The organism is Parasaccharibacter sp. TMW 2.1888 (assembly GCF_023167265.1).
GTDB lineage: Bacteria > Pseudomonadota > Alphaproteobacteria > Acetobacterales > Acetobacteraceae > Bombella > Bombella apis.
The window spans coordinates 715,001-737,228 of the sequence record NZ_CP030979.1 but is presented as its reverse complement, the minus strand read 5'-3'; the positions used below and the strand labels follow the sequence as shown (position 1 = coordinate 737,228).

Below are 22,228 nucleotides of genomic sequence, written 5' to 3'. Positions count from 1 at the left end.
TCGATGAAGAGTAGAAACCTTTTGACCTGATTTTTATTGAGGTTCGTGATTGATGACAGAACTAGCGTCGTTTGTCGATGCACATGTTGGCAAACGTATCCGGCTTCTTCGGGGGCTGCGGAAATTTTCACAGGAAAAACTGGCCAAGGCACTTGGTATCACTTTTCAGCAGGTTCAGAAATATGAGCGTGGGGCAAACCGCGTCGGGGCGGGTCGTCTGTACGAGCTGGCCCAGGTTCTTGAAGTGCCGGTAGGTTTCTTTTTTGACGAGCTGGATGGTTTCGCCAGTCCCGCAGCAGGACCGGGGAATCTTCAGGAAGAACAGGCTCCCTTCCAGCAGGATGATGGGGGCGGGGAGAAAATGGCTGAGGCCCCCCAGGAGAAAAATGGGAGCGGTATAGAGCTGCTCATGTTGCCGGAAACAATGGAACTGGCACAGGCCTATTACAGTATCCGGGAGGAGAAGATCCGTCAGCAGCTCATGAATTTCATCCGGGATGTGGCCAGACGGTCCAGATGAGGGGGGTGGAAGCGGAGAGGGCTACTCTCGCCGCAGGATGGCATCGTTGAGAAAGGCGCTGAAGCGCCCGGCCCTGTAGGCGTTCCGTAGCGCTTCTTCGTCATATTCCTGTTTCACCCAGTCGATGAAAGGCAGACGACCTTCTGCCGTTTTCTGGTAGAGCTGGAAAAAGGCATCCAGAATTCCCGTGCGGGACCGACGGAAATGCAGGAAGCGCCAGTGCAGATGCTTCAGGGCATTTTCGGCCGTTCCACCTTCAAAGAGGATCACCAGTCCGCTGGCAAGCCCGGCCCTGTCCGCTCCGGACTTGCAATGTAGCAGCAGGGGGAACCGGGCTTTTTCATAGAGCTCATGGAAGCGGAGAATACGGTCCTTGTGGGGGGCATTGCGGCTCTCGAAGGCCATGTCGAGATAGGGGAGGTCCAGTCTCTGGCAGGCCTCCCGCCCCAGGGCATCGGCACCACATTGCCGGTGTCCCCGCAGGTTGATGACCATGACAAGCCCCAATGTCCTGCGCCAGCGGTGCAGTCGGCCCGGTGTGGGATGGTTGCTGCGCCAGACACGTCCCGGCACGACAGGGGCCAGATTTGTCCAGACCAGCCGGAAGATGGCATGGTCCACAAACAGGGCGTCATGCCAGGCGCGCAGCCGCCGTGCAGGGGTGGAAAGGGTACCTTTGAACATGCCTGTTCTTTTCACGCCTGTGGGTCTTCGTCAATTGGGCAGAAGTGCTATAGGGTGAAGGTCATGAGGCTGCCTTTTCTCCCTGTCCTGTCTGTCCGTCCGGTATGCCGGGTCCTGTGGCCCTGTCTGCTGGGCTGTACCCTGATGGCAGGCTGTGCGACGGAAGAAGAAGATGCCCCTGTCCGGCACCTGCCCAAAGCGGACATGACGGAGGCCTATCCCAGAAAACCGTTCCGGGAGCTTCATCATCCCATGCCGCCTTATTCAGGCGGGATGGTGCCCATGGTGCAGGCCATACAGCCCACGCCAGATGAAATTTCCGGTCGGACTGTTCATACGGCTGAAGGTGGCAGCGCTGGTGGTGATGATCTGCCGCATTTCCCTGCACAGACCCATACCGAGGCGTCTTACGGGGCTCCTGCACCTAGGCAGAAATAGATTGGCGATCCGTCAGGGACAGGTAGGAATCAGTCCTCCAGTTTCGTGGCCTGTTCCGGCAGCATGACGGGGATGCCATCCCGTACGGGAAAGGCCAGTCCGGCCCGGGGACTGATGATGCTGTTGCTGGCCGGGTCGTAATGTACGGGGCCTTTCGTGACGGGGCAGACGAGGCGGGCCAGCAGTTCTGGGGATGGAGAGGTGTGGGTCATGATGATTTTTCAGTCCATGCGGTTGGGGGCGAAGGGTACCTGAAAGCACCCTGAGACAGGGAACCAGCCTTACATGATGGCATGCTCATCGCCTAGCGGGACAGTTCGTCCAGAAGGTGGCTGGCCCGTTCCGTCGTGTCCGGGCATTCCAGCAGTTTCTGTTTCACCCCGGCGGAGAAGGGGAGCAGCATGGGCAGCATCGTCAGCAGGGTGTTGTCGTCCAGTTTCTTCAGATTTTCCCAGTTGATGGCCATGGCATGGCGCTCGCCATAGTTTTTCAGGACGATGGAAAGATCTTCACGGTCGAGATTCAGGGAAGGGTTCTCCAGCAGGTCGTGGGAGAAAGGCATGGCATTGATGCGCCCTTCCCGCCAGCCCCTGTCAGTCAGCCTGTCCTGTAGCAGGCGGAAGCGGCAGACCCCTGTAAGGGTGATGAAGAACTGCCCGCTTTCCTGCTCCATGAAGGAGGTTACCCGCCCTATGGTGCCGACATGCTCCAGTGGAGGGGCCATGTCGCCGTAACGGGCCGTCTCGGAGGGCTGGATGATGCCGATGAGCCGATGCTGGGCGAGGCAGTCTTCCAGAAGGGTCAGGTAGCGGGGTTCAAAGATGGTCAGGGGAAGCTGCCCCTGTGGCAGAAGAATCGTGCTGCCCAGAGGCAGCAGACCGATTCGGGGTGGCAGGTCCGCCAGTGTCATGTCTGTCAGGACGGGGATCCGGCGTCTGGAGCCGCAGGGTGTGTCATGGGCAGGGTGGTGGGCATCAGGCATGGGGCGTCTCCTCCAGCGGGGCAGGCAGGGACTGCATCATGGATGGACCATTTCCCTGCATATGGTCGTGTCTGTGCCGGATCATCCGGTCATGAGAATAACAGGGAGGACAGTTTGCGCCGTGCCGCCAGGGTGGCGGGGTCTGCCATGCCCCAGGCTTCAAAAAATTTCAGAAGTTCGGCCCTGGCAGCCTGTCCGGCTCCTTCCCTGTCCCGGGCTATGATGTCCAGCAGGCGCTGGGCCGCTTCCTCCCGCTGGCCCGTGCCATTCAGTGCTTTGGCCAGCTCTGTCTGAAGGGCAGCATCGTCAGGGGACTGCTCCAGTTTCTGGCGGATTTCATCGATCCTTCCGGCACTATCCCGGCCTTCCTGATAGAGTTTCAGGCTGCTCAGGGCGCTGGTGATCAGGGGCTCCCCGCCAATGGATTCGGGAATCTGGGAGGCTGCTTCTTCTGCGCCTTCCGGGTCATCCATGGCGATCATGCAGCGGATCAGCCCAGCCCACCCTGCCGGATGCTCCGGTTCACTTTCCAGCACGGCGGCGTAGAGGTTGGTGGCCTCAGCCAGCTCACTTTCTTTGAGGGCGGAGTCAGCCATTTTCAGCTGTTCGGCAACGGGCATGGCCTGCCCGCTGTCCTTCAGGAGCTGTTCAATGAAGGCCCGGATACCGCTTTCCGGCTGTACACCTTGCAGGAGGTCCCGTACCTGCCCCTGCCAGAAGGCAACCACTACCGGGATGGACTGTATGGGCAGGCCCATCTGCACCAGCTGGCTGACCAGCGGCCGGTTGGCGGTTACATCCAGCCGTACCAGCTTCACCCGGCCTTCCGTGGTCTGGACGAGTTTTTCCAGCACGGGGGAGAGCTTTTTGCAGGAAGCGGATGAGGCCGCCCAGAACTCCACAAGAACCGGCGTGTTCCTGCTGGCCTCGACAACCTGTTCCATGAAGTTTGACTGGTCCACCTCCATGGTTCGGGAGGGGCTGCTGGAGGGGAAAAGGGCTTCTGTCATGGTCGGCAACCTCTGTCAGCTGGCGGTGGAGTCTGTCACAATCGCTCCAGTTAAAATTGTTTCCACAGGGCATGGAGGCAAGGGGGGCAGAACCTTCAAAAAAGGAAAATAAAAATGTGTTGGGGGGGATTGCGTCGGGAGCTTCTTTGAGGCATAAGCCTCCCACCGACAGCGTGCGGGCGTAGCTCAGGGGTAGAGCACAACCTTGCCAAGGTTGGGGTCGAGGGTTCGAATCCCTTCGCCCGCTCCAGATTTCAGGGTCTGGAGAGCTGCTGGTGACAATGTGATGCGGGCGTAGCTCAGGGGTAGAGCACAACCTTGCCAAGGTTGGGGTCGAGGGTTCGAATCCCTTCGCCCGCTCCAGAAAGACGGAAGAGCCACTTTGCCGGATCGGGTGAGGTGGTTTTTTTGTGTCTGCCGTTTTTCCCGGTCCTGCTGAATGGACATAAAAAACGGACAGTCCCCGAAGGGACTGCCCGACTTTCCAGCAGCAGTAAAGATTACTTCTTTGCCGCAGCAATGGCGGCTTCGATGACCTTGCCAGCCTCGGCCTTGTCGCCCCAGCCGGAAACCTTCACCCATTTGTTGGGCTCGAGGTCCTTGTAACGCTCGAAGAAGTGGGCGATGGCCTTCAGCGTGATTTCCGGCAGCTGGTCGAGAGAGTCGATCTTGCTGAACTGCGGATGAATCTTGTCATGCGGTACGCAGATCAGCTTTTCGTCCTGTCCGCTTTCATCTTCCATCTTCAGTACGCCGATCGGGCGGGAGCGGATGACACTGCCGGGGAGGACATCAGCCGGGGTCAGGACCAGCGCATCCACCGGGTCACCATCAGCGGCCAGCGTGTTGGGGATGAAGCCATAGGCTGCCGGATAGGCCATCGGCGTGAAGAGGAAACGGTCCACGAAGATGGCGCCGCTGTCCTTGTCCACTTCGTACTTGACCTGGGACCCCTGTGGAATCTCGATCACGACGTTGATGTCATGCGGCACATCCTTGCCGGGGGAAATCTTGGTAACGTCCATCGTCTGCTCCATCCGTGTCTGTGGGTGATGTGATGGGCGCATTATTAATGAATATGCCCGGTGTTGTATATGTGTATTGCCTGCGGCCTCTCTGCTGCGGTGAAGTCGGGAAAAAGAAAGCGCATTATTTGCCCTGTCAGGCGTGTTTTTGCCCCGCAGGGGCTTGAAAAAAAACTGCGTATGAGCGATGTGGCGAAATGTCTGTGCGCCTGTAGCTCAATTGGTTAGAGCTGGCCGCTCATAACGGCTAGGTTGCGGGTTCGAGTCCTGCCGGGCGCAGGTGACGCCTCCATGCATGTGGAGCCGCCTGTATTTGTTGGGAAACGCCCCGGGCGAGAGGGGGCACAGTCCTGCTTCCTGCCTTTTCGTTCGTGTGTTCTAGAGGAGACCGTTCCATGGCCGCCTATCAGTATGTCTATGTCATGAAGGACGTCACAAAGTCCTATCCGGGCGGCCGTGAGGTGTTCAAGGGGATTACGCTCTCCTTCCTGCCGGGGGTGAAGATCGGTATCCTCGGGGTGAACGGCGCAGGTAAGTCCACCCTGCTGAAGATCATGGCTGGAATCGAGAAAGAATTCGGCGGTGAGGCCTGGGCTGCCGAAGGTGTCCGCATCGGCTATCTGGAGCAGGAGCCGCAGCTGGACCCGAACCTGACCGTGGGCGAGAACGCTGCACAGGGCTTCGGTGCGCTGAAGAAGGCCGTGGAGCGTTTCAATGAAATCTCCATGAAGTTTGCCGAGCCCATGTCCGATGAGGAGATGAACGACCTTCTCGCCGAGCAGGCCGAGCTTCAGGAAAAGATTGATGCCGAGGATGGCTGGGAGCTGGACCGTCATCTGGAGATCGCTCTGGATGCGCTGCGCTGCCCTCCGGCGGACAGCCCGGTGGACAAGCTCTCCGGTGGTGAGAAGCGCCGTGTGGCCCTGTGCCGCCTGCTGCTGGAGAAGCCCGACATCCTGCTGCTCGATGAGCCGACCAACCATCTGGACGCCGAGAGCGTGGCATGGCTCGAAAAGACCCTGCGTGAGTACAAGGGCACCGTGATGGTCATTACCCATGACCGTTACTTCCTCGACAACGTCACCAACTGGATTCTCGAGATCGAGCGTGGCCGTGGCTATCCGTTCGAGGGCAATTACTCGTCCTGGCTGGAGCAGAAGCGCAAGCGGCTGGCTCAGGAAGAGAAAGAGGAAAGCTCCCGCCAGCGTGCCCTCGCAGCGGAACAGCAGTGGATCGCCAGCTCGCCCAAGGCCCGCCAGGCCAAGAGCAAGGCCCGTATCACCCGTTATGAGGAAATGCTGGCTGCCGGGCAGGAAGCTGCTGGAGGCACGGCGGACATCGTCATCACGCCCGGTCCCCGTCTGGGGCAGACGGTCATCGAGGCCGAGAATCTCTGCAAGGGCTTTGGTGACCGCCAGCTGATCGACAATCTCAATTTCAAGCTGCCGCCGGGTGGCATCGTGGGGGTCATCGGGCCGAATGGTGCTGGCAAGTCCACACTCTTCAAGATGATCACCGGGCAGGAACAGCCTGATTCAGGCTCCCTGAAGATCGGCGATACGGTCAAGCTGGGCTATGTTGACCAGTCCCGTAATGATCTGGACGACAGCAAGACCGTCTGGGAAGAAATCTCCGGCGGAACGGACGTCATCCATCTGGGCAAGCGGGCCGTGCCGTCCCGTGCCTATGTCGGGGCTTTCAACTTCAAGGGGCCGGACCAGCAGAAGCGTCTGGGCGTCCTCTCCGGTGGTGAGCGCAACCGTGTCCATCTGGCCAAGATGCTCAAGGAGGACAACAACGTCCTGCTGCTCGACGAACCGACCAACGATCTGGATGTCGATACGCTCCGTGCGCTGGAGGATGCTCTGGAATCCTTCGCAGGCTGCGCCGTGGTCATCAGCCATGACCGCTGGTTCCTCGACCGTCTGGCCACGCATATCCTCGCTTTTGAGGGGGACAGCCACGTGGAGTGGTTCGAAGGCAACTTCCAGCAGTATGAGGAAGACAAACGCCGCCGTCTGGGGCCTGATTCCACGGAGCCGAGCCGCATCCGTTACCGCCCCATCGCCCGCTGATCGCCGTCCGGGCGGCATGTTGTGCTAGGCAATGAGCTGCGGACAGCCCGCCTGATCCTCCGTCCGGTCAACTGGCCGGACATGGAGGACATGGCACGGCTGAAAGCGGATGTCGGGGCGTTCGGGGCCATGCTGGGTGGTGTGCGGACCCGTGTCCGGGCGGAAGCCGAGATGGCCGAGGATGTGGCTTTCTGGGCCGAGCGGGGCATCGGCATCTTTTCCATTTTTGAGGAGGGGCGTTTTGTCGGCATGACGGGCGTGCATGAACGCCCCGATGGCCGGGGAATCGGCCTGCGTTTTGCCCTGTTCCCGTGGGCTGCCGGGCGTGGCATCGCCCGTGAGGCCGCTGGTACGGCCCTCACCTTTGTTCTGGATGCGGGGGTGGAGCGTGTCGTTGCCGTCGCCCGTGAGGATAACCGGCCTTCCCGCATCGTGCTGGGTAGCATCGGCATGAGTCTGCTTGACCAGTTCGAGCGGGACGGGCACATCATGCTTCTGTATGAAAAGAGGCGGATGCTGTTCCAGTGGTGAATGGCACCGCCCCGGTCAGGGGCAGGCAACAGGGAAGCCGGGACGATGACGACGCACATATTCATTGATGGTGAGGCAGGCACGACAGGCCTGGGGATTCGCCGCCGTGTCGAGGCCGTGGCTGATCGTCATGACCTGAAGCTGCTGAGCATCGATCCTGCCCAGCGGAAGGATCCGCAGGCCCGTCGTGCCCTCATGGCGCAGGCTGATATCACCGTGTTGTGTCTGCCGGACGATGCCGCCCGTGAGGCCGTGGCCCTTGGCCAGGATACGGGTACCCGTTTTCTGGATGCCAGCACGGCCCATCGTGTGCATCCAGACTGGGTCTATGGCCTGCCGGAGCTGGATGCCACCCAGCCGGAACGGATCAGGAAGGCCCGGTTCGTCAGCAATCCCGGCTGTTATGCTACAGGGGCCATTGCCCTGCTTCGCCCGCTGGTTCAGGCGGGGCTGCTGCCGGTGGATGCCCATGTCTCCATCAATGCGGTGTCCGGTTATAGCGGTGGTGGCCGCACGATGATCGAGCAGCAGGAGGAGGCGGGTGGTCCGGCTTTTTTCCTCTACGGCCTGAACCTTCAGCACAAGCACCTGCCGGAAATGACGCAGTATGGCGGCCTGACCCGCAACCCGCTGTTCGTGCCGTCTGTCGGGCATTTCCCGCAGGGGATGATCGTGTCCATTCCGCTGCATCTGGTATCTCTCCCCGGTGTACCGATGATCGAGGACGTCACGGCTGTTCTCAGAGAGTTCTACAGGGATGCGAAAACCGTCCGTGTCGTGGAGTCCGAGCCGAAGCTGGTGGCTGAAGCCATGGCGGGCCGGGATGACATGGAGCTGCGTGTGAGTGGCCATAGCGGGCAGGCCCTTCTGACAGCGTCTCTGGACAATCTTGGCAAGGGGGCTTCCGGTGCGGCCATGCGTAACATCCTGTTGATGAGTGGGCAGGACATCACCTGAAGGGTCGGGCAGCCTATCCGATTTTTTTCGGGCCGCTCTATGGCCCTTTGTGCCGGGATATCTTATAAGCAGGATGTTTTCTGCGCCCCGTGGGGCGCAGGCAGATCATGGGCGAGAGTGGCGGAACTGGTAGACGCAGTCGGCTCAAAATCGACCGCCGCAAGGCATAGGGGTTCGAGTCCCCTCTTTCGCACCATTTTTACAGGGCATGACAGTAGAGTGATGTGGCAGCCTGGCCTGGATGAGCTGGCTTGACCCCTTCTGGTGCCTGTGACACCTAGGAAAAAAGTAACCGTTTGCCGTGAGGGGCCGCTGTCGCCTGCCTGTGGTGGGGACGTATGGTTTCTTGCGCCTTCTGAATCATGGATGACCTGCCAATCATGACCGCAGCCAAGCCTTCGCACCGTCCTCAGCGGCCCTATTTTTCATCCGGCCCATGTGTCAAACGTCCGGGCTGGACACCAGAGGCCCTGAAGGGGGCCTTCCTCGGGCGGTCCCATCGTGCGGCAGAGGGACGGGCACGGCTCCATGAGGTCATCACCCGGTCGGCGGCCCTGCTGGGCATACCGGAGGACTGGCAGGTCGGCATCGTGCCGGCCTCTGACACGGGAGCCGTGGAGATGATTCTCTGGGCACTGGCAGGCCAGCGTGGCATGGATGTCCTGTCCTTTGAGAGCTTTTCTGGCACGTGGGCGCAGGACCTGAAGGACATCCTGAAGCTGGAAGACCTGCGTGTTCTGGAGGCTCCCTATGGCGAGCTGCCTGACATGGCGCAGATCGACTGGTCCCGTGATGTGGTGCTGACATGGAATGGCACGACATCAGGTGTCTGCATCCCCTCCGTGGAGAGCGTTCCGGCGCAGCATGATGGCCTCGTGATCTGTGATGCCACCTCGGCGGCCTTTGCGATGGACCTGCCGTGGGACCGGCTGGATGTCGTCACATGGTCCTGGCAGAAGGCCCTGGGTGGTGAGGCAGCTCATGGCATGGTGGCCCTCAGCCCGAAGGCGGTCCGGCGGCTGGAAGAAGGCAGCCAGAGGCCGCTGCCCAAGATTTTCCGCCTGACCAATAAAAAAGGACTGAATGAGGCCATCTTCCGGGGGGACACCATCAACACGCCGTCCATGCTTTGCGTGGAGGATGCGCTGGATGGTCTGCGCTGGGCCGAGTCCGTTGGTGGACTGGAGGCCCTGAAGGCCCGTTCCCGCAAGAATCTGTCCGTCGTGGAACGCTGGGTAGCGGCCCGTGACTGGGTAGCTTTCCTCAGTGAGAAGAAAGAGACACGCTCCTGCACTTCCATCTGCCTGAAGATCAGCGCTCCGTGGTTCGAGGCACTGGATGATGCGGCACGGTCCAAGGTCATCAAGACCATGACGGGTCTGCTGGAGGAGGAAAAGGCCGGATACGATCTGGCCGGTTATCGTGATGCGCCCGCCGGTCTGCGCATCTGGGGCGGAGCCACGGTGGAAGCCGAGGATATTGAGGCCCTTCTGCCCTGGCTGGACTGGGCTTTTGCCCGTATTGAAGAGAAGTTTGCTGCGTCATGATCAACGGTCCCGAGACATCCAGTCCCGCCCTGCTGCCGATGGGGTTCGTGGACCTTCTCCCTGCCGAGGCAGAGGCAGAGGCCCGTGGCCTTGCTGAAGTGATGGACGTGTTTTCGTGCCATGGGTATGAGCGTGTCCGTCCGCCTCTGCTGGAGTTTGAAGGCTCCCTGCTGAGCGGGGCCGGTGAAGCCCTGGCGGAGCAGAGTTTCCGTCTGCTGGACCCGTCCTCTCACCGGATGATGGCCCTGCGGCCGGACATGACGACCCAGATTGCCCGCATTGCTGCGGTGCGGATGCAGGATAGTCCCCGCCCGCTGCGTCTCTCCTATGCGGGGGATTGTGTGGTGATCGGCACGCTCGGTCGTGAGGGACAGCGGCAGATATCGCAGGCCGGGATTGAGCTGATTGGCCCGGACAGGGCCGAGGCGGATGCCGAGGTGATCGCCCTCGGAGCAGAGGCTCTGGCCCGTCTGGGTATTGCCAATGTGTCCTTCGACCTTTCCATGCCTGTCATGATCTGGAGCCTGATTGAGGACAGTTTCTCCGGCGTCGAGCGGGACAGCATCATTCATGCTCTGGACAGGCGGGATGCAGCCGCCGTGCGGGATTGTGGCGGCCCGTGGGCGGAGCTTCTTCTGGGCATGATGGCGGCTGTTGGCCCTGCCGCCATCGCTCTGGAAAAGCTGGCGATGCTGGACTTCCCCGACATGCTGAAACCTCATGTCGAACGGCTGAAGGCTGATGTGGCGGCGATTCTGGCCCGTCTGCCGGATGCCCGCCTGACAGTGGACCCGGTGGATTTCCGGGGCTGGCGGTACCATACGGGGGTCTGCGTGACGGTTTTTGCCATGCATTCCCGTGAGGAGCTGGGACGTGGCGGCCGCTATCTGGCCGGGGAGGAGCCCGCCTGCGGGCTGACCCTCAACCCCCATGCCTTTTTGCGGGTTGCGGAAAAGCCGAAGCGGCGGCAGCGCTGCCTCGTTCCGCCCGTAATGGCGCAGAAAGACTTGTCCAGCCTGCATGAGGCAGGCTATGCCACGATCGCATCGCTTGGGGAATCAGGCGAGATGGAGCAGGAGGCGCATCATCTGCGGTGCAGCCATATCTGGAAAGATGGAAAACCCGTCGTACTGGCACGCTGAGGTGCAGGCAGGGGCCGCCATCGTGAGACGTTGAGGGAAGACATTCTTATGGCCAATGTTACCGTAATCGGAACCCAGTGGGGCGATGAGGGTAAAGGCAAGATCGTTGACTGGCTGGCCAGCCGGGCCGATATCGTTGTCCGCTTTCAGGGCGGGCACAATGCCGGCCATACGCTGGTCGTGAACGATCAGGTCTACAAGCTTTCCCTGCTTCCTTCCGGTCTGGTTGGCGGGAAGATTGGCGTCATCGGCAATGGCGTGGTGGTGGACCCCAAGGCCCTGATGAGCGAGATCGACCGTGTGACGGAACAGGGACTGACCGTCACGCCGGAAACGCTCTGGATCGCCGAGACGGCCCCTCTCATCCTGCCCCTGCATGGTGCGCTGGACCGTGCCCGTGAGGTTGCCCGTGGCAACCACAAGATCGGCACGACAGGCCGTGGCATTGGTCCGGCCTATGAGGACAAGGTGGCCCGCCGGGCCATCCGCATCTGCGATCTGTCCGAGCCCGAAACGCTGGACTGGAAGATCGACGAGCTGCTGCTCCACCACAACACGCTTCTGGCCGGTCTGGGAGCGGAAACCTTCACCAAGCAGCAGATTCTGGACTTCCTGAAGGAGATCACGCCCCGTCTCCTGCCCTATGCCTGCTGTGCGTGGGACCGTCTGGCCGAGGCGGACCGGGCTGGCAAGCGTATCCTCTTCGAGGGGGCACAGGCTGTCATGCTGGATGTGGACCACGGGACCTATCCTTTCGTGACAAGCTCCAACACGGTGGCGGCCATTGCGGCTTCCGGCAGCGGCATGAGCCCGAAATCCGTCGGGTTCGTGCTGGGCATTGCCAAGGCTTATACAACCCGTGTTGGTGAAGGGCCTTTCCCTTCCGAGCTGTTTGATGAGGTCGGAAAGGGCATGGCCGAACGTGGGCGTGAGTTCGGGACCGTAACGGGCCGTCCCCGCCGCTGTGGCTGGTTCGATGCGGCCATGGTCCGCCGGGCCGTGCGTGTTGGTGGCGTGAGTGGCGTGGCCCTGACGAAGCTGGACATTCTGGATGGCATGAAGGAAGTGTCCATCTGCGTCGGTTATGAGCTGGACGGCCAGAAGATTGACAGTTTCCCCTCCGCACCGGGGGCCCAGGCCCGTGTGAAGCCCATTCTGGAGACCATGCCGGGCTGGAATGAGACAACCGGTGGTGCCCGTTCCTGGGCAGAACTGCCGGCGCAGGCCATCAAGTATGTCCGCCGCATTGAGGAGCTGATCGGCACGCCGGTCACCCTGCTGTCCACCAGCCCGGAACGTGAGGACACCATTCTTGTGACGGATCCTTTCGAGGGCTGATCAGTCGTCAGGTCATGTTGGATGAAGGCCAGCCCTGTAGAGGCTGGCCTTTTTATTTTGATCGAATGACAGCTTTCTTCAGGCGGGAAGAGATAAAAAAAGGAGTGTCCAGTTTCTGGGCACTCCCTTTTCTGTCTGATGTCCTGTTGAGGAGAGCCTGACTGCCGTTCAGGCCTTGTTGTCGGGAAACAGCCTGTCCAGCAGTTTCTTCAAAACCTTTCCGACAACGACAGTCATGACTGTTTCGACCGCAAATCTCAAAAGTGCTCTGAACATGAGAAAATGCCTCCTTCTGGGCAGATGGTCATATCGTGACGGGGACAGGTTACGCCGTTTTGGCGTCGCCGACCAGCCCACGGGAATAATCTTCGGCAGAGAATGGCCGTAAATCCTCGGCCTGTTCGCCAACGCCGACGAGATGGACAGGCAGTTTGAACTGTTCGGCCAGAGCCACCACGATTCCACCACGGGCGGAACCATCCAGCTTGGTCACGACCAGTCCACTGACATTCACAAGCTCCCGGAAGACCCGCACCTGCTCGATGGCATTCTGCCCGGTTGTGGCATCCAGCACCAGCAGGACGCTATGGGGCGCAGAGGGGTCAAATTTCTGCATCACACGGATGATCTTGGCCAGTTCATCCATCAGGGCCTGTCGGTTATGCAGGCGGCCCGCCGTGTCCACGAGGAGCAGATCGGCCTTTTCCTCCGTGGCCCGTTTCAGTCCGTCATAGGCCAGTCCGGCGGCATCGCCGCCCGGTTTGCCGGCGATGACCGGGGAGCCTGTGCGCTCCCCCCATATCTGGAGCTGTTCGACTGCTGCCGCCCGGAAGGTATCGCCCGCCACCATCATGACGGACCTGCCCTGCTGGTGATACTGATGGGCGATCTTGCCGATGGTCGTGGTCTTGCCCACACCATTGACGCCCACCACCAGAACGACATGCGGTTTCTTGCTGTCGTCCAGTTTGAAAGGCTGGGCTACGGGTTCCAGAACCCGGGAAATCTCGGCGGCCAGTGTCTGGCGGATTTCCTCCGGGGTGATGTGCTCCCCGAAGCTCTTCTCACGGAACTGTTCGATGATCCGTCCGGCCACGGCAGGACCGAGATCGGCAGCGATCAGCTCGTCTTCAAGCTCTTCCAGCGTTTCATCATCAAGTTGCCGTTTGACAAACACCGCATTGAGGCGTGCGCTTGAACGGGACAGACCCTGTTTGAGTCGAGAAAAAAATCCAGCCATGACTGTCGAATTGGTGTGAGAAGGGGGGAGCCGTCAAGCCCTGTTCAGGGGATTTCTGCCATGAGCATACCATCCTGCACAGCTGTGATGCGGATGCGCTCCAGCCGTCCCCGGTGGGATGGTTGCGCTTGCGGAAGTGTGAAGGCGGCAAATTCGGGTGTATGGCCGGTTGTCGGGCTTTCCATGAGGACGGTTTTTTCCTGCCCGACAAAGCGGTTCAGGAAACGGTCCCGTATGGTCTGGCCCAGTGCCCGCAGTCTGGCGGCCCGTTCCTGCCTTGTGGCTTTCGGCATGGCGGGCATACGGGCCGCCGGTGTTCCGGGGCGTTCGCTGTAAGGGAAGACATGGAGGAAGGGAATGGCCTGCTCTGCCAGAAAATCGTACGTTTCCTGAAAGAGGGCATCCGTCTCGGTGGGGAAGCCGGCAATCACATCAGCTCCGAAGCCGGTATCAGGCCGCAGATGGCGGACCTGTGCGATCAGTCCGGCTACGTCAGCTGTATTATGGCGGCGTTTCATGCGTTTCAGGATCAGGTCGGAGCCCGCCTGAAGGGAAAGATGCAGATGCGGCATGAAGCGGGGCTCATCAGCGATCAGGTCCCAGAGGGCCTTGTCCCCTGTATCTGGCGTGAGAAGCATGGGGTCGATCGAGGAGAGACGCAGGCGGGCAATTTCCGGCACTTCATCCAGCAGATGGCGGCAGAGTTGGCCCAGCCCCATATCCTTCTGCTGCCATGAGGCAATGTCCACGCCTGTCAGGACAATTTCACAATGTCCCGCTTCTGCAAGAGCCCGGGCCTTGGGGATGATCTCCCCGGGAGGCATGGAGGTGGACTGCCCCCGGCCCGCCGGAATGACGCAGAATGTGCAGTCATTGTCGCAGCCCTGCTGAACCTGGAGAAGGGCCCGGATGTAGCGGGATGGTGGGGGAGCCTGCCCTGCCTCATCAGGCAGGCCCCATGTGGCAGGGAGCGTCTTTTCCGTATTGGGAATCACCCGGCTGACACCGGGCAGGGCAGCCCATGCATCTGCGGCCCGCTCGGAGGCGCAGCCTGTCACGATGATGCGGGCTGCCGGATTTTCCCGGTGTGCACGGCGGATGGTCTGGCGGGCCTGCCGCTCGGCCTCTGCCGTCACCGTGCAGGTATTGACGATGATGGTCTCTTCGTCCCGCATCTGCCCCAGGCGGGCCAGATGCTCCATGGCATCGCTTTCATGGGCGTTCAGGCGGCAGCCGAAGGTGAGAAGGGTGACGCTCATGGTGTGGTGGTCTGTCCTTTTTCCAGCCAGCTCTCATCCAGCGTGCCGGTGAAAACGGTCTGGGCCGGGCCGGTCATCAGGACGGAGCCATCATCCTGCCATGTGATGGTCAGGGAGCCACATTCCATGGTGACACGGCATGTCCGTTCCACAAGGCCACGCCGTGCTGCATTGACGACCGCTGCGCAGGCGCCTGATCCGCAGGCAAGGGTCAGCCCGGCACCCCGCTCCCAGACCCGCAGGCGGATGTGGGTGGGGGAGAGAATTTCCGCAAAGCCGATATTGGCCCGTTCCGGGAAAAGGGGATCGGTTTCCAGAACTGGTCCCAGAGCGGCGGCATCTTCAATGGAGCGGAACAGTGTGAGATGGGGATTGCCCATGGAGCAGGCTGCTCCGTCGTGAAGGGGGAGACGGGCCGTGTCGCATTCCCGGGCGAGAGGGATGGTCTGCCAGTCCAGGTGGGGCGTGCCCATGAGGACGGAAATCAGCCCGTTTTTCTGCGATGTGGGGAGCAGGCCATTCTGTGTCTGAAGGATTGGGTTGCCGCCCAGCAGGGCCGCAACGCAGCGGGAGGCATTGCCGCAGGCGCCGGCCTCTGAGCCGTCCGGGTTGAAGAAGCGGACCCGCACGTCCGCACCATCCCGTGTTGGGGCGGAAAGTGTCACAAGCTGGTCGCAGCCGATGCCCGTGCGGCGGTCGCAGAGGCGGCTGATGAGTGTGGTGGAGGGGGATAGTGGTGTCGTTCTGCCATCCAGAATGACAAAATCATTCCCCAACCCATGCATTTTCGTGAAGGAAACGCCCATGATGCCCCTCTGAGACGTGATGAAACCGCCTCTTTCTATAATGTTGCATGGCCGGGGTAAAATGAAGCCTTCCTGCTGCCGGTCTGTTTTTCCTGCCGGGGCAGGCATTGTTCAGGAATCCAGCTGCCCTATATTAAGAGACGACAGCAAGGAACAAGCCGAAAAGGGGAAGGCGTGCAGGGCCTACACGAAAAAGCATTCACACAGGCATCTTCAGAGCCGGATGAGGCTTTCTGGGCCCGGCAGGAGCTGGATTCCCTGATGGATATGGGAGCCCGCACGGCCATTACTGCCCTTTACCGTACCGCCCTGCCCGTGGGGGGGCGGACGCTGGACCTGATGTGCGGGGCCATGAGCCATCTGCCGGAGGATGCCACCTTTCAGGAATTCATCGGGCTGGATGTCAGCAAGGCGGCTCTCAAGGCCAATCAGGCCCTGAGCAGCGCTGTGGAACAGGACCTCAACAGCACGCCTGTCCTGCCGTTTGATGAGGCGAGTTTTGATGGGGCTCTCCTTTGTGATGGGCTGGCCTATCTGACAAAGCCGCAGCAGGTCATCGAAGAGCTGTTCCGTGTTCTGCGGCCCGGTGCGCCGCTGATCATCAGTTTTTCCGACAGATTCGTGCCGGCCAAGGCCGTGGCCATCTGGCAGGCGCTGGAGCCGGAAGACCGGGTCCGTTTCACCAGTGCCCTCATGCAGCGGGCCGGTTTTGCGGAGCTGGATACCGGTGAGGTTGTCCCGCCGGAAGACCTTACAGCATGGCAGGATACGGTTCGGGCTGTCATTGGCCGCCGTCCTGTGGCAGGTTGAGCTGTAATCCAGCTTTTCAATATGGTGGTGGATCGTCTCTGGCCTTGCAGGGCAGAAAGGGGTATTCACCGTTTTTCTGGCTGCCACAAACTGGTTCGTGGCAGCATGTGTATGACCGAGTGTTCGTTGACGATGCCTTTTCCCGATACCCATCCCGCCCTGACCCGTGCTTTGGCTGCACGTGGCTATGAACAGCCAACGCCTGTACAGGAGGCCGTGCTGGAGCCGGGGCTGGAAGGGCGTGATCTGCTCGTCTCTGCGCAGACGGGCTCTGGCAAGACAGTGGCCTTTGGCCTCGCCTTTGCGACCGATCTGCTGACGGAAGGGGACAGGATGGCCCCGACCCGCTCCCCGCTGGCGCTGGTGATTGCCCCGACCCGTGAGCTTGCCATGCAGGTTCAGACAGAACTTTCATGGCTTTATGCCGAGACCGGGGCCCGTATCGCCAGCTGCATCGGTGGGACCGATGCCCGCCGTGAGGCCCGCTCTCTGGAGCGTGGTGCTCATATCGTGGTTGGTACGCCGGGCCGTCTGTGTGACCATCTCTCCCGTGGCAAGCTGGACCTGACGGGCCTGCGTGCCGTTGTGCTGGATGAAGCTGACGAGATGCTGGACATGGGCTTCCGTGAGGAGCTGGAACAGCTGCTGGATGCATCCCCGAAGGAACGCCGCACCCTGCTGTTTTCCGCTACCATCGCTCGGGAAATCGCCTCTCTGGCACGGCGCTATCAGCAGGACGCCAAGCGGATTGATACGGTCTCCGGCCAGAAGCAGCATGCCGACATCACCCATCGCTGCGTGGTGACGGCCCCGCAGGAAGTGGAGCGGTCGCTTGTCAATGTGCTGCGGTATTATGAAAGCCAGACAGCCATGGTGTTCTGCAATACCCGCCTGCTGGTGAATCAGGTTCAGGCAGCCCTGCTGGAGCGGGGCTTTGCCTCCGTCGCCATTTCCGGTGAGATGGGGCAGAATGAGCGGTCTCGTGCCATCGAGAGCCTGCGCTCCGGTGCGGCCCGTGTCTGCGTGGCCACCGATGTGGCGGCCCGTGGTATTGATGTCCCGGCCCTCGGCCTGGTTGTCCATGCCAGTGTGCCGTCTTCTTCCGACACGTTCCTGCATCGTTCCGGCCGGACAGGTCGTGCAGGGCGCAAGGGCGTGAGCGTGCTGATGGTACCATTCAACCAGCGGCGCAAGGCGGAGCGTGTTCTGGCGCAGGCCCGTGTGAAGGCTGAGTGGGAGCCGGTACCAACGGCAGAGGCCATTGCCGGGCAGGATGCACAGCGTCTGCTGGAAGATCCGATCCTGACCGGGGAAGCCTCCGTTGCCGTGCCGGAAGAGATCGTGGCCAAGCTGACAGAACGTTTCGATGCCACGCAGCTGGCCCGGGCTCTTGTGGGGTTCCACAAGGCGCATCTGCCCCGTGTGGAAGATATCCGTCCTGTGTCTGTCGAGCCACCAGCCCGTGGTGCTGCCCGTGAAGGGGGACGTGGGTATGAGATGGCTGGTTCGTGGTTCCGCCTTGGCGTAGGGCGTAGTGAAAAGGCCGATCCAAAGTGGCTGATTCCGCTCATCTGCCGTCTTGGTGGCGTGCAGAAGCGGGATATTGGCAATATCTGCATCCAGCAGGATGACACGCTCTTCCAGATTTCTGATGAAAAGCTGGCCCGCTTCAATGCCTGTCGGGCAGGAGCAGAGCAGGACGAGGTGACCATTGAGCCAGCCGAGGCTCCTGCCGGTGGGGCCGGTCCCCGCCGGGGTCGTGGTGGCCCGCCGGGTGGGCGTCGCTTTGGTGCACCGAAAGGGCGTTTTGGTGGCCCCGGTGGCGGGGGACGTCGTGAGGGGCGTGAAGGTCGGGAAGGGGGCCGTGGCCCGTCATCCTTCAAACGTCGTTCCGGCCCGGCCCGCAGCGGCGAGAAATCCACCCGCCGCCGGAGCTGATTCCATCGCCGTTGAAGTGGAGAGGGAGGGGGTTACCCCTCCTTTTTCATGATGGCCAGCCCGCCAGATGCCTGACAGACGGGCATGATCTCCAGATGGTTCACGTTCATGTGGGCCGGCAGGCCAATCAGCCATGAGACGGTTTCTGCAATATCGGCAGGCATCAGTGGTGTGGTGTTTTCATAGACGGCCCGTGCCTTTGCATCATCACGCAGCCGTACGTTGCTGAACTCACTGCCACCCACAAGGCCGGGTTCGATGGTCGTGACACGCAGTGGCGTGCCCAGCAGGTCTGTCCGCAGATTCTTCATGAACTGGGAGACGAAGGCTTTCGTCGCCCCATAGACATTCCCGCCCCGATAGGCGTAATGACCCGCCGTACTGCCGATGGAGAGGATGTAACCGCGCTCCCGTTCTATCATGCCGGGGAGCAGGGCGTGGGTGATCTCCACGAGGCCGGAGATGTTTGTGTCGATCATGGTTTCCCAGTCATCCACGCTGGAGTCCTGTGCGGGTGTGACGCCCAGTGCCAGCCCGGCATTGTTGATGAGAACATCCACATGGCGCCAGCCCTCTGGCAGGGTTTCGGGCAGGGCGCGCAGGGCGTCCCGGTCGCTCATGTCCAGTGTGAGGGGGAGGAGGCTGGTGCCGAGTGTCTCATGCAGGTTGCTCAGCCGTTCACTCCGGCGCCCCGTGGCGATGACACGGTGCCCCTCCCGGACCAGCCGTGTGGCGATGCTTCTGCCGAACCCGGATGTGGCGCCCGTCACGAGGATGGTCTGTGGCTGGGTCATTGTGGGAACTCCGTGTATGAAGAATGAAAAACAGAACTGTCTTCTGTTATGCTGGACGCATCCCCTGTTTGTAAGAGGTGTTCATGCCGATTCTTGAGCCGATCGAGACATTGACGGGCCGTTTGCTGGTTGCCACCCCTGTTCTGGCAGGGACCGAATTTGCCCAGACGGTCATCTATCTCTGCGCCCATTCCGCCGAGGATGGAGCCATGGGGATGATTGTCAATCGTCGGCTGACCCACCCGGACATCAGTGCGTTGCTGCGTCATCTGGATGTATCGCCCAACCCGCCGCAGCGTCTTTTTGGTGTGGGTGTTGGCGGGCCGGTGGAGCCGGGGCGGGGTTTTGTTCTCCATTCGCCGGAAGGTGGAGGCCTTGGGCGTGGCAGGACAGGCAGCCGCATGACCGTCCTGCCGGATGAGCCGCCCGTGGCAGAAGTCAGTGCCAGCATCGAGATGATCCGGGAGCTGGCGGCAGGCCGGGGGCCACGGCAGGCCATGCTGCTGCTTGGCCATGCCGCATGGGCCGCCGGGCAGCTTGAAGAAGAGATTCTCCATGGCAATGCCTGGTATGTTGTTCCGGCTGATGAAGATATTGTCTTTGGAGCGGATCCCTCCACAAAATGGCAGCGTGCGCTGGAGAGTGTAGGGCTGGAACCGTCCTCACTTACGGCTTCAGTGGGGGAGGCATAAGGTTTCTGCGGGGCTGCCTTTCTATTGCCTGCCTTCTGTTTTGGTCTCAGACTTTACCAGTCTGAAAGGTCCCGGAATCTCCTTGCAGACAGGCGTTTTTGTGGGTGAATCCAGAAACGCCCTCTTGAAACCGATGTGATCGTGCCTAAATTTTAGGCACGGTCTATCGCCATATCGGGGCAGACTGAACAGTCATCGCTGCCAAGGATGGGGCGAGAAGGAGAGGCAAATATCATGGATATTCAGAAATTTACGGAGCGGAGCCAGGGGTTCATTCAGGCTGCCCAGACCATTGCCCTGCGAGACTATCACCAGCAGCTGACGCCGGAGCATCTGCTCAAGGCCCTGCTGGATGACGAGCAGGGAGCGGCGACAGGGCTGATCCGTGCCGCAGGCGGGGACCCGAAGGTCGTCCGGCAGGCCAATGATGCGGCCCTGGCCAAACTGCCGGCTGTGCAGGGCAGCGGAGCGTCCCAGCCCCAGCCGACGCCTGATTTCGTGCGGGTGCTGGATGGTGCGGAGGCGGCTGCCAAGGCGGCTGGTGACAGTTTCGTGGCGCAGGACCGTCTGCTGGCAGGCATTGCGGCCAGCAGGACACCGGCCGGTGAGGCCCTGAGGCAGGGCGGGGCGTCTGCTCAGGCTCTGGAAAAGGCGATTGCGACCGTCCGCAAAGGGCGGACCGTGGATTCGGCCTCGGCAGAAAACAATTTTGATGCGCTGAAGAAATATGCCCGTGACGTGACGGCTCAGGCGCAGGAAGGCAAGCTGGACCCGGTCATCGGGCGTGACGAGGAAATCCGCCGGGCCATTCAGGTTCTGGCACGCCGCAGCAAGAACAATCCCGTGCTGATTGGTGAACCCGGTGTTGGCAAGACCGCCATCGTGGAGGGGCTGGCCCTGCGTATCGTCAATGGCGATGTACCGGAGGCTCTGCGCAACAAGAAGCTGCTTTCTCTCGACATGGGGGCACTGATTGCCGGTGCGAAATATCAGGGTGAGTTTGAGGAACGCCTGAAGGCTGTCCTCAAGGAGATTGAGAGTGCCGAGGGGCAGATCATCCTCTTCATCGATGAGATGCATACGCTCGTTGGCGCAGGGCGTTCCAGCGGGGCGATGGATGCGTCCAATCTCATCAAGCCGGAACTGGCCCGGGGTGTGCTGCACTGCCTTGGCGCCACGACTCTGGATGAGTACCGCAAATATATCGAGAAGGACGCTGCGCTGGCCCGCCGCTTCCAGCCGGTCTTTGTGGGTGAGCCGTCCGTTGCGGACACGATCTCCATCCTGCGTGGGATCAAGGAGAAGTACGAGCTGCATCATGGGGTGCGGATCACCGACAATGCACTGGTTTCCGCAGCGACCCTGTCCAACCGGTATATCACGGACCGCTTCCTGCCGGACAAGGCCATCGATCTGATTGACGAAGCCGCCAGCCGCCTGCGGATGCAGATCGACAGCAAGCCTGAGGCTCTGGATGAGCTGGACCGCCGCATCATCCAGCTGAAGATCGAGCGTGAGGCCATCCGCAAGGAGGATGACACGGCCTCCCGTGAGCGTCTGGAAGCTCTGGAAGCTGAACTGGCTGACCTTCAGGAGAAGTCTGATGCGATGAGTGCGGCCTGGCATGCGGAGAAAGACCGTATGAATGCCGTGCAGAAATACAAGGAAGAGCTTGACCACGCCCGGTCCGAGGTTGAGGTGGCGCAGCGCCAGGGAAATCTCCAGCGGGCATCCGAGCTGATGTACAGCCGTATTCCGGAGCTGGAACGTCAGATCGAACAGGCCCAGCAGGCAGAAGCCCAGTCTGATGGCAATACGCTGTTCGCTGATACCGTGACGGATCAGGGAATCGCCGCTGTCGTGTCCCGCTGGACCGGCGTGCCGGTGGACCGGATGCTGGAAGGTGAGCGTTCCAAGCTCATGCGGATGGAGTCCGTGCTGCGTGAGCGTGTCGTGGGGCAGGAATCGGCTCTGGTGGCCGTGTCCAATGCCGTGCGCCGTGCCCGTGCCGGGTTGCAGGACCCCAACCGCCCGATCGGTTCCTTCCTGTTCCTTGGTCCGACCGGTGTGGGCAAGACCGAGCTTGCCAAGACGCTGGCGCAGTTCCTCTTTGATGATGAACGTGCCCTGCTGCGGATCGACATGAGCGAGTTCATGGAGAAGCACTCCGTCTCCCGTCTGATCGGTGCCCCTCCGGGGTATGTCGGTTACGATGAGGGTGGCGTGCTGACCGAGGCCGTGCGGCGTCGTCCCTATCAGGTCATCCTCTTTGATGAGGTGGAGAAGGCGCATGAGGATGTCTTCAACATCCTGCTTCAGGTGCTGGATGATGGCCGCCTGACGGACGGGCAGGGTCGTGTGGTGGATTTCCGCAATACGATCATCGTGCTGACCAGCAATCTTGGTTCCGAGGTTCTGGCGCATCAGAAGGATGGTGAAT

Annotated in this window: 21 protein-coding genes and 4 tRNA genes (1 of these 25 only partly in view); 16 read left to right on the top strand and 9 right to left on the bottom strand. The window is 61.0% G+C overall.

Going from position 1 to position 22,228, the window contains the following annotated elements; genetic code table 11:
• Positions 1 to 52 precede the first annotated feature (52 nt).
• Complete coding sequence (locus DTQ13_RS03415) at positions 53 to 520, top strand: helix-turn-helix domain-containing protein (protein ID WP_248461217.1); 468 nt, start codon at positions 53 to 55, stop codon at positions 518 to 520.
• Positions 521 to 541: 21 nt separating this feature from the next.
• Here DTQ13_RS03415 and DTQ13_RS03410 read toward each other — a convergent pair whose 3' ends face one another.
• On the bottom strand, positions 542 to 1,204 hold the full coding sequence (locus DTQ13_RS03410) for a tyrosine-protein phosphatase (protein WP_043558901.1): 663 nt from the start codon (positions 1,202 to 1,204) through the stop codon (positions 542 to 544).
• Between the two features lie 63 nt (positions 1,205 to 1,267).
• Between DTQ13_RS03410 and DTQ13_RS03405 the strand changes: the two genes are divergently transcribed.
• Positions 1,268 to 1,642 carry a hypothetical protein gene (locus DTQ13_RS03405; RefSeq protein WP_248461096.1) on the top strand — a complete coding sequence of 125 codons (375 nt, stop codon included), beginning with the start codon at positions 1,268 to 1,270 and terminating at the stop codon, positions 1,640 to 1,642.
• A gap of 29 nt (positions 1,643 to 1,671) precedes the next feature.
• On the opposite strand, the gene DTQ13_RS03400 is transcribed toward DTQ13_RS03405, so the two are convergent.
• The 3 genes from DTQ13_RS03400 to DTQ13_RS03390 form a co-directional block, all read right to left on the bottom strand.
• Complete coding sequence (locus DTQ13_RS03400) at positions 1,672 to 1,854, bottom strand: Trm112 family protein (RefSeq protein WP_043558894.1); 183 nt, start codon at positions 1,852 to 1,854, stop codon at positions 1,672 to 1,674.
• 92 nt (positions 1,855 to 1,946) lie between these two features.
• Positions 1,947 to 2,624 (bottom strand): LON peptidase substrate-binding domain-containing protein, encoded by a 678-nt coding sequence (locus DTQ13_RS03395; protein ID WP_043558892.1) that lies wholly within the window; start codon positions 2,622 to 2,624, stop codon positions 1,947 to 1,949.
• Positions 2,625 to 2,713: 89 nt separating this feature from the next.
• A complete protein-coding gene (locus tag DTQ13_RS03390) occupies positions 2,714 to 3,634 on the bottom strand; it encodes a tetratricopeptide repeat protein (protein WP_248461094.1) in 921 nt (306 codons plus the stop codon).
• A 175-nt stretch (positions 3,635 to 3,809) separates the two neighbouring features.
• On the opposite strand from DTQ13_RS03390, the gene DTQ13_RS03385 reads away from it, so the two are divergent.
• Together DTQ13_RS03385 and DTQ13_RS03380 are read left to right on the top strand one after the other, a co-directional pair.
• A tRNA-Gly gene (locus tag DTQ13_RS03385) sits at positions 3,810 to 3,884 on the top strand.
• A gap of 38 nt (positions 3,885 to 3,922) precedes the next feature.
• Positions 3,923 to 3,997, top strand: a tRNA-Gly gene (locus DTQ13_RS03380).
• Between the two features lie 137 nt (positions 3,998 to 4,134).
• Here the strand turns inward: DTQ13_RS03380 and ppa are convergent.
• Entirely contained in the window at positions 4,135 to 4,659 is a 525-nt protein-coding gene (gene ppa, locus DTQ13_RS03375; protein WP_043559301.1) for an inorganic diphosphatase, read from the bottom strand.
• 205 nt (positions 4,660 to 4,864) lie between these two features.
• On the opposite strand from ppa, the gene DTQ13_RS03370 reads away from it, so the two are divergent.
• From DTQ13_RS03370 to DTQ13_RS03335, 8 genes are all read left to right on the top strand, one after another.
• Positions 4,865 to 4,938, top strand: a tRNA-Ile gene (locus DTQ13_RS03370).
• A gap of 116 nt (positions 4,939 to 5,054) precedes the next feature.
• Entirely contained in the window at positions 5,055 to 6,734 is a 1,680-nt protein-coding gene (gene ettA, locus DTQ13_RS03365; protein ID WP_043558883.1) for an energy-dependent translational throttle protein EttA, read from the top strand.
• 21 nt (positions 6,735 to 6,755) lie between these two features.
• The gene (locus DTQ13_RS03360; RefSeq protein WP_043558880.1) at positions 6,756 to 7,265 is read left to right on the top strand and encodes a GNAT family N-acetyltransferase; all 510 of its coding nucleotides are present in this window, start codon (positions 6,756 to 6,758) and stop codon (positions 7,263 to 7,265) included.
• Positions 7,266 to 7,310: 45 nt separating this feature from the next.
• Positions 7,311 to 8,222 carry an N-acetyl-gamma-glutamyl-phosphate reductase gene (argC, locus tag DTQ13_RS03355; protein WP_103765678.1) on the top strand — a complete coding sequence of 304 codons (912 nt, stop codon included), beginning with the start codon at positions 7,311 to 7,313 and terminating at the stop codon, positions 8,220 to 8,222.
• A gap of 111 nt (positions 8,223 to 8,333) precedes the next feature.
• Positions 8,334 to 8,418 (top strand) — tRNA-Leu (locus DTQ13_RS03350).
• 184 nt (positions 8,419 to 8,602) lie between these two features.
• A complete protein-coding gene (locus DTQ13_RS03345; protein ID WP_248461093.1) occupies positions 8,603 to 9,769 on the top strand; it encodes a phosphoserine transaminase in 1,167 nt (388 codons plus the stop codon).
• Positions 9,766 to 10,911, top strand: a complete 1,146-nt coding sequence (locus tag DTQ13_RS03340; protein WP_043558877.1) for an ATP phosphoribosyltransferase regulatory subunit — start codon at positions 9,766 to 9,768, stop codon at positions 10,909 to 10,911. Before DTQ13_RS03345 ends, DTQ13_RS03340 begins: the two co-directional genes overlap by 4 nt.
• Positions 10,912 to 10,959: 48 nt before the next feature.
• Positions 10,960 to 12,249, top strand: coding sequence for an adenylosuccinate synthase (locus DTQ13_RS03335; RefSeq protein WP_043558873.1), 1,290 nt, complete (start codon positions 10,960 to 10,962; stop codon positions 12,247 to 12,249).
• Between the two features lie 325 nt (positions 12,250 to 12,574).
• Here DTQ13_RS03335 and ftsY read toward each other — a convergent pair whose 3' ends face one another.
• From ftsY to dapF, 3 genes are read right to left on the bottom strand one after another with little or no spacing between them, the layout of a single operon-like run.
• Positions 12,575 to 13,489 (bottom strand): signal recognition particle-docking protein FtsY, encoded by a 915-nt coding sequence (gene ftsY / locus DTQ13_RS03330; RefSeq protein ID WP_086441939.1) that lies wholly within the window; start codon positions 13,487 to 13,489, stop codon positions 12,575 to 12,577.
• Between the two features lie 44 nt (positions 13,490 to 13,533).
• A complete protein-coding gene (locus tag DTQ13_RS03325; protein WP_248461090.1) occupies positions 13,534 to 14,748 on the bottom strand; it encodes a MiaB/RimO family radical SAM methylthiotransferase in 1,215 nt (404 codons plus the stop codon).
• A complete protein-coding gene (gene dapF / locus DTQ13_RS03320) occupies positions 14,745 to 15,554 on the bottom strand; it encodes a diaminopimelate epimerase (RefSeq protein WP_248461088.1) in 810 nt (269 codons plus the stop codon). Before dapF ends, DTQ13_RS03325 begins: the two co-directional genes overlap by 4 nt.
• Before the next feature lie 174 nt (positions 15,555 to 15,728).
• Here dapF and DTQ13_RS03315 point away from each other — a divergent pair, with 174 nt between their 5' ends.
• Both DTQ13_RS03315 and DTQ13_RS03310 read left to right on the top strand, forming a co-directional pair.
• Positions 15,729 to 16,364 carry a class I SAM-dependent methyltransferase gene (locus DTQ13_RS03315; RefSeq protein WP_227449724.1) on the top strand — a complete coding sequence of 212 codons (636 nt, stop codon included), beginning with the start codon at positions 15,729 to 15,731 and terminating at the stop codon, positions 16,362 to 16,364.
• A gap of 132 nt (positions 16,365 to 16,496) precedes the next feature.
• Positions 16,497 to 18,302 carry a DEAD/DEAH box helicase gene (locus DTQ13_RS03310; RefSeq protein WP_043558859.1) on the top strand — a complete coding sequence of 602 codons (1,806 nt, stop codon included), beginning with the start codon at positions 16,497 to 16,499 and terminating at the stop codon, positions 18,300 to 18,302.
• A gap of 32 nt (positions 18,303 to 18,334) precedes the next feature.
• Here the strand turns inward: DTQ13_RS03310 and DTQ13_RS03305 are convergent, their stop codons facing one another.
• The gene (locus DTQ13_RS03305) at positions 18,335 to 19,096 is read right to left on the bottom strand and encodes an SDR family NAD(P)-dependent oxidoreductase (protein WP_248461085.1); all 762 of its coding nucleotides are present in this window, start codon (positions 19,094 to 19,096) and stop codon (positions 18,335 to 18,337) included.
• Positions 19,097 to 19,179: 83 nt separating this feature from the next.
• Here DTQ13_RS03305 and DTQ13_RS03300 point away from each other — a divergent pair, with 83 nt between their 5' ends.
• Together DTQ13_RS03300 and clpB are read left to right on the top strand one after the other, a co-directional pair.
• Positions 19,180 to 19,788, top strand: coding sequence for a YqgE/AlgH family protein (locus DTQ13_RS03300; protein WP_043558854.1), 609 nt, complete (start codon positions 19,180 to 19,182; stop codon positions 19,786 to 19,788).
• A gap of 234 nt (positions 19,789 to 20,022) precedes the next feature.
• Positions 20,023 to 22,228, top strand: the 5' portion of a protein-coding gene (gene clpB / locus DTQ13_RS03295; protein ID WP_043558851.1) for an ATP-dependent chaperone ClpB. Its footprint extends 395 nt past the window's final position; only the first 2,206 of its 2,601 coding nucleotides appear in the window; it begins with the start codon at positions 20,023 to 20,025; its stop codon lies off the right edge, out of view.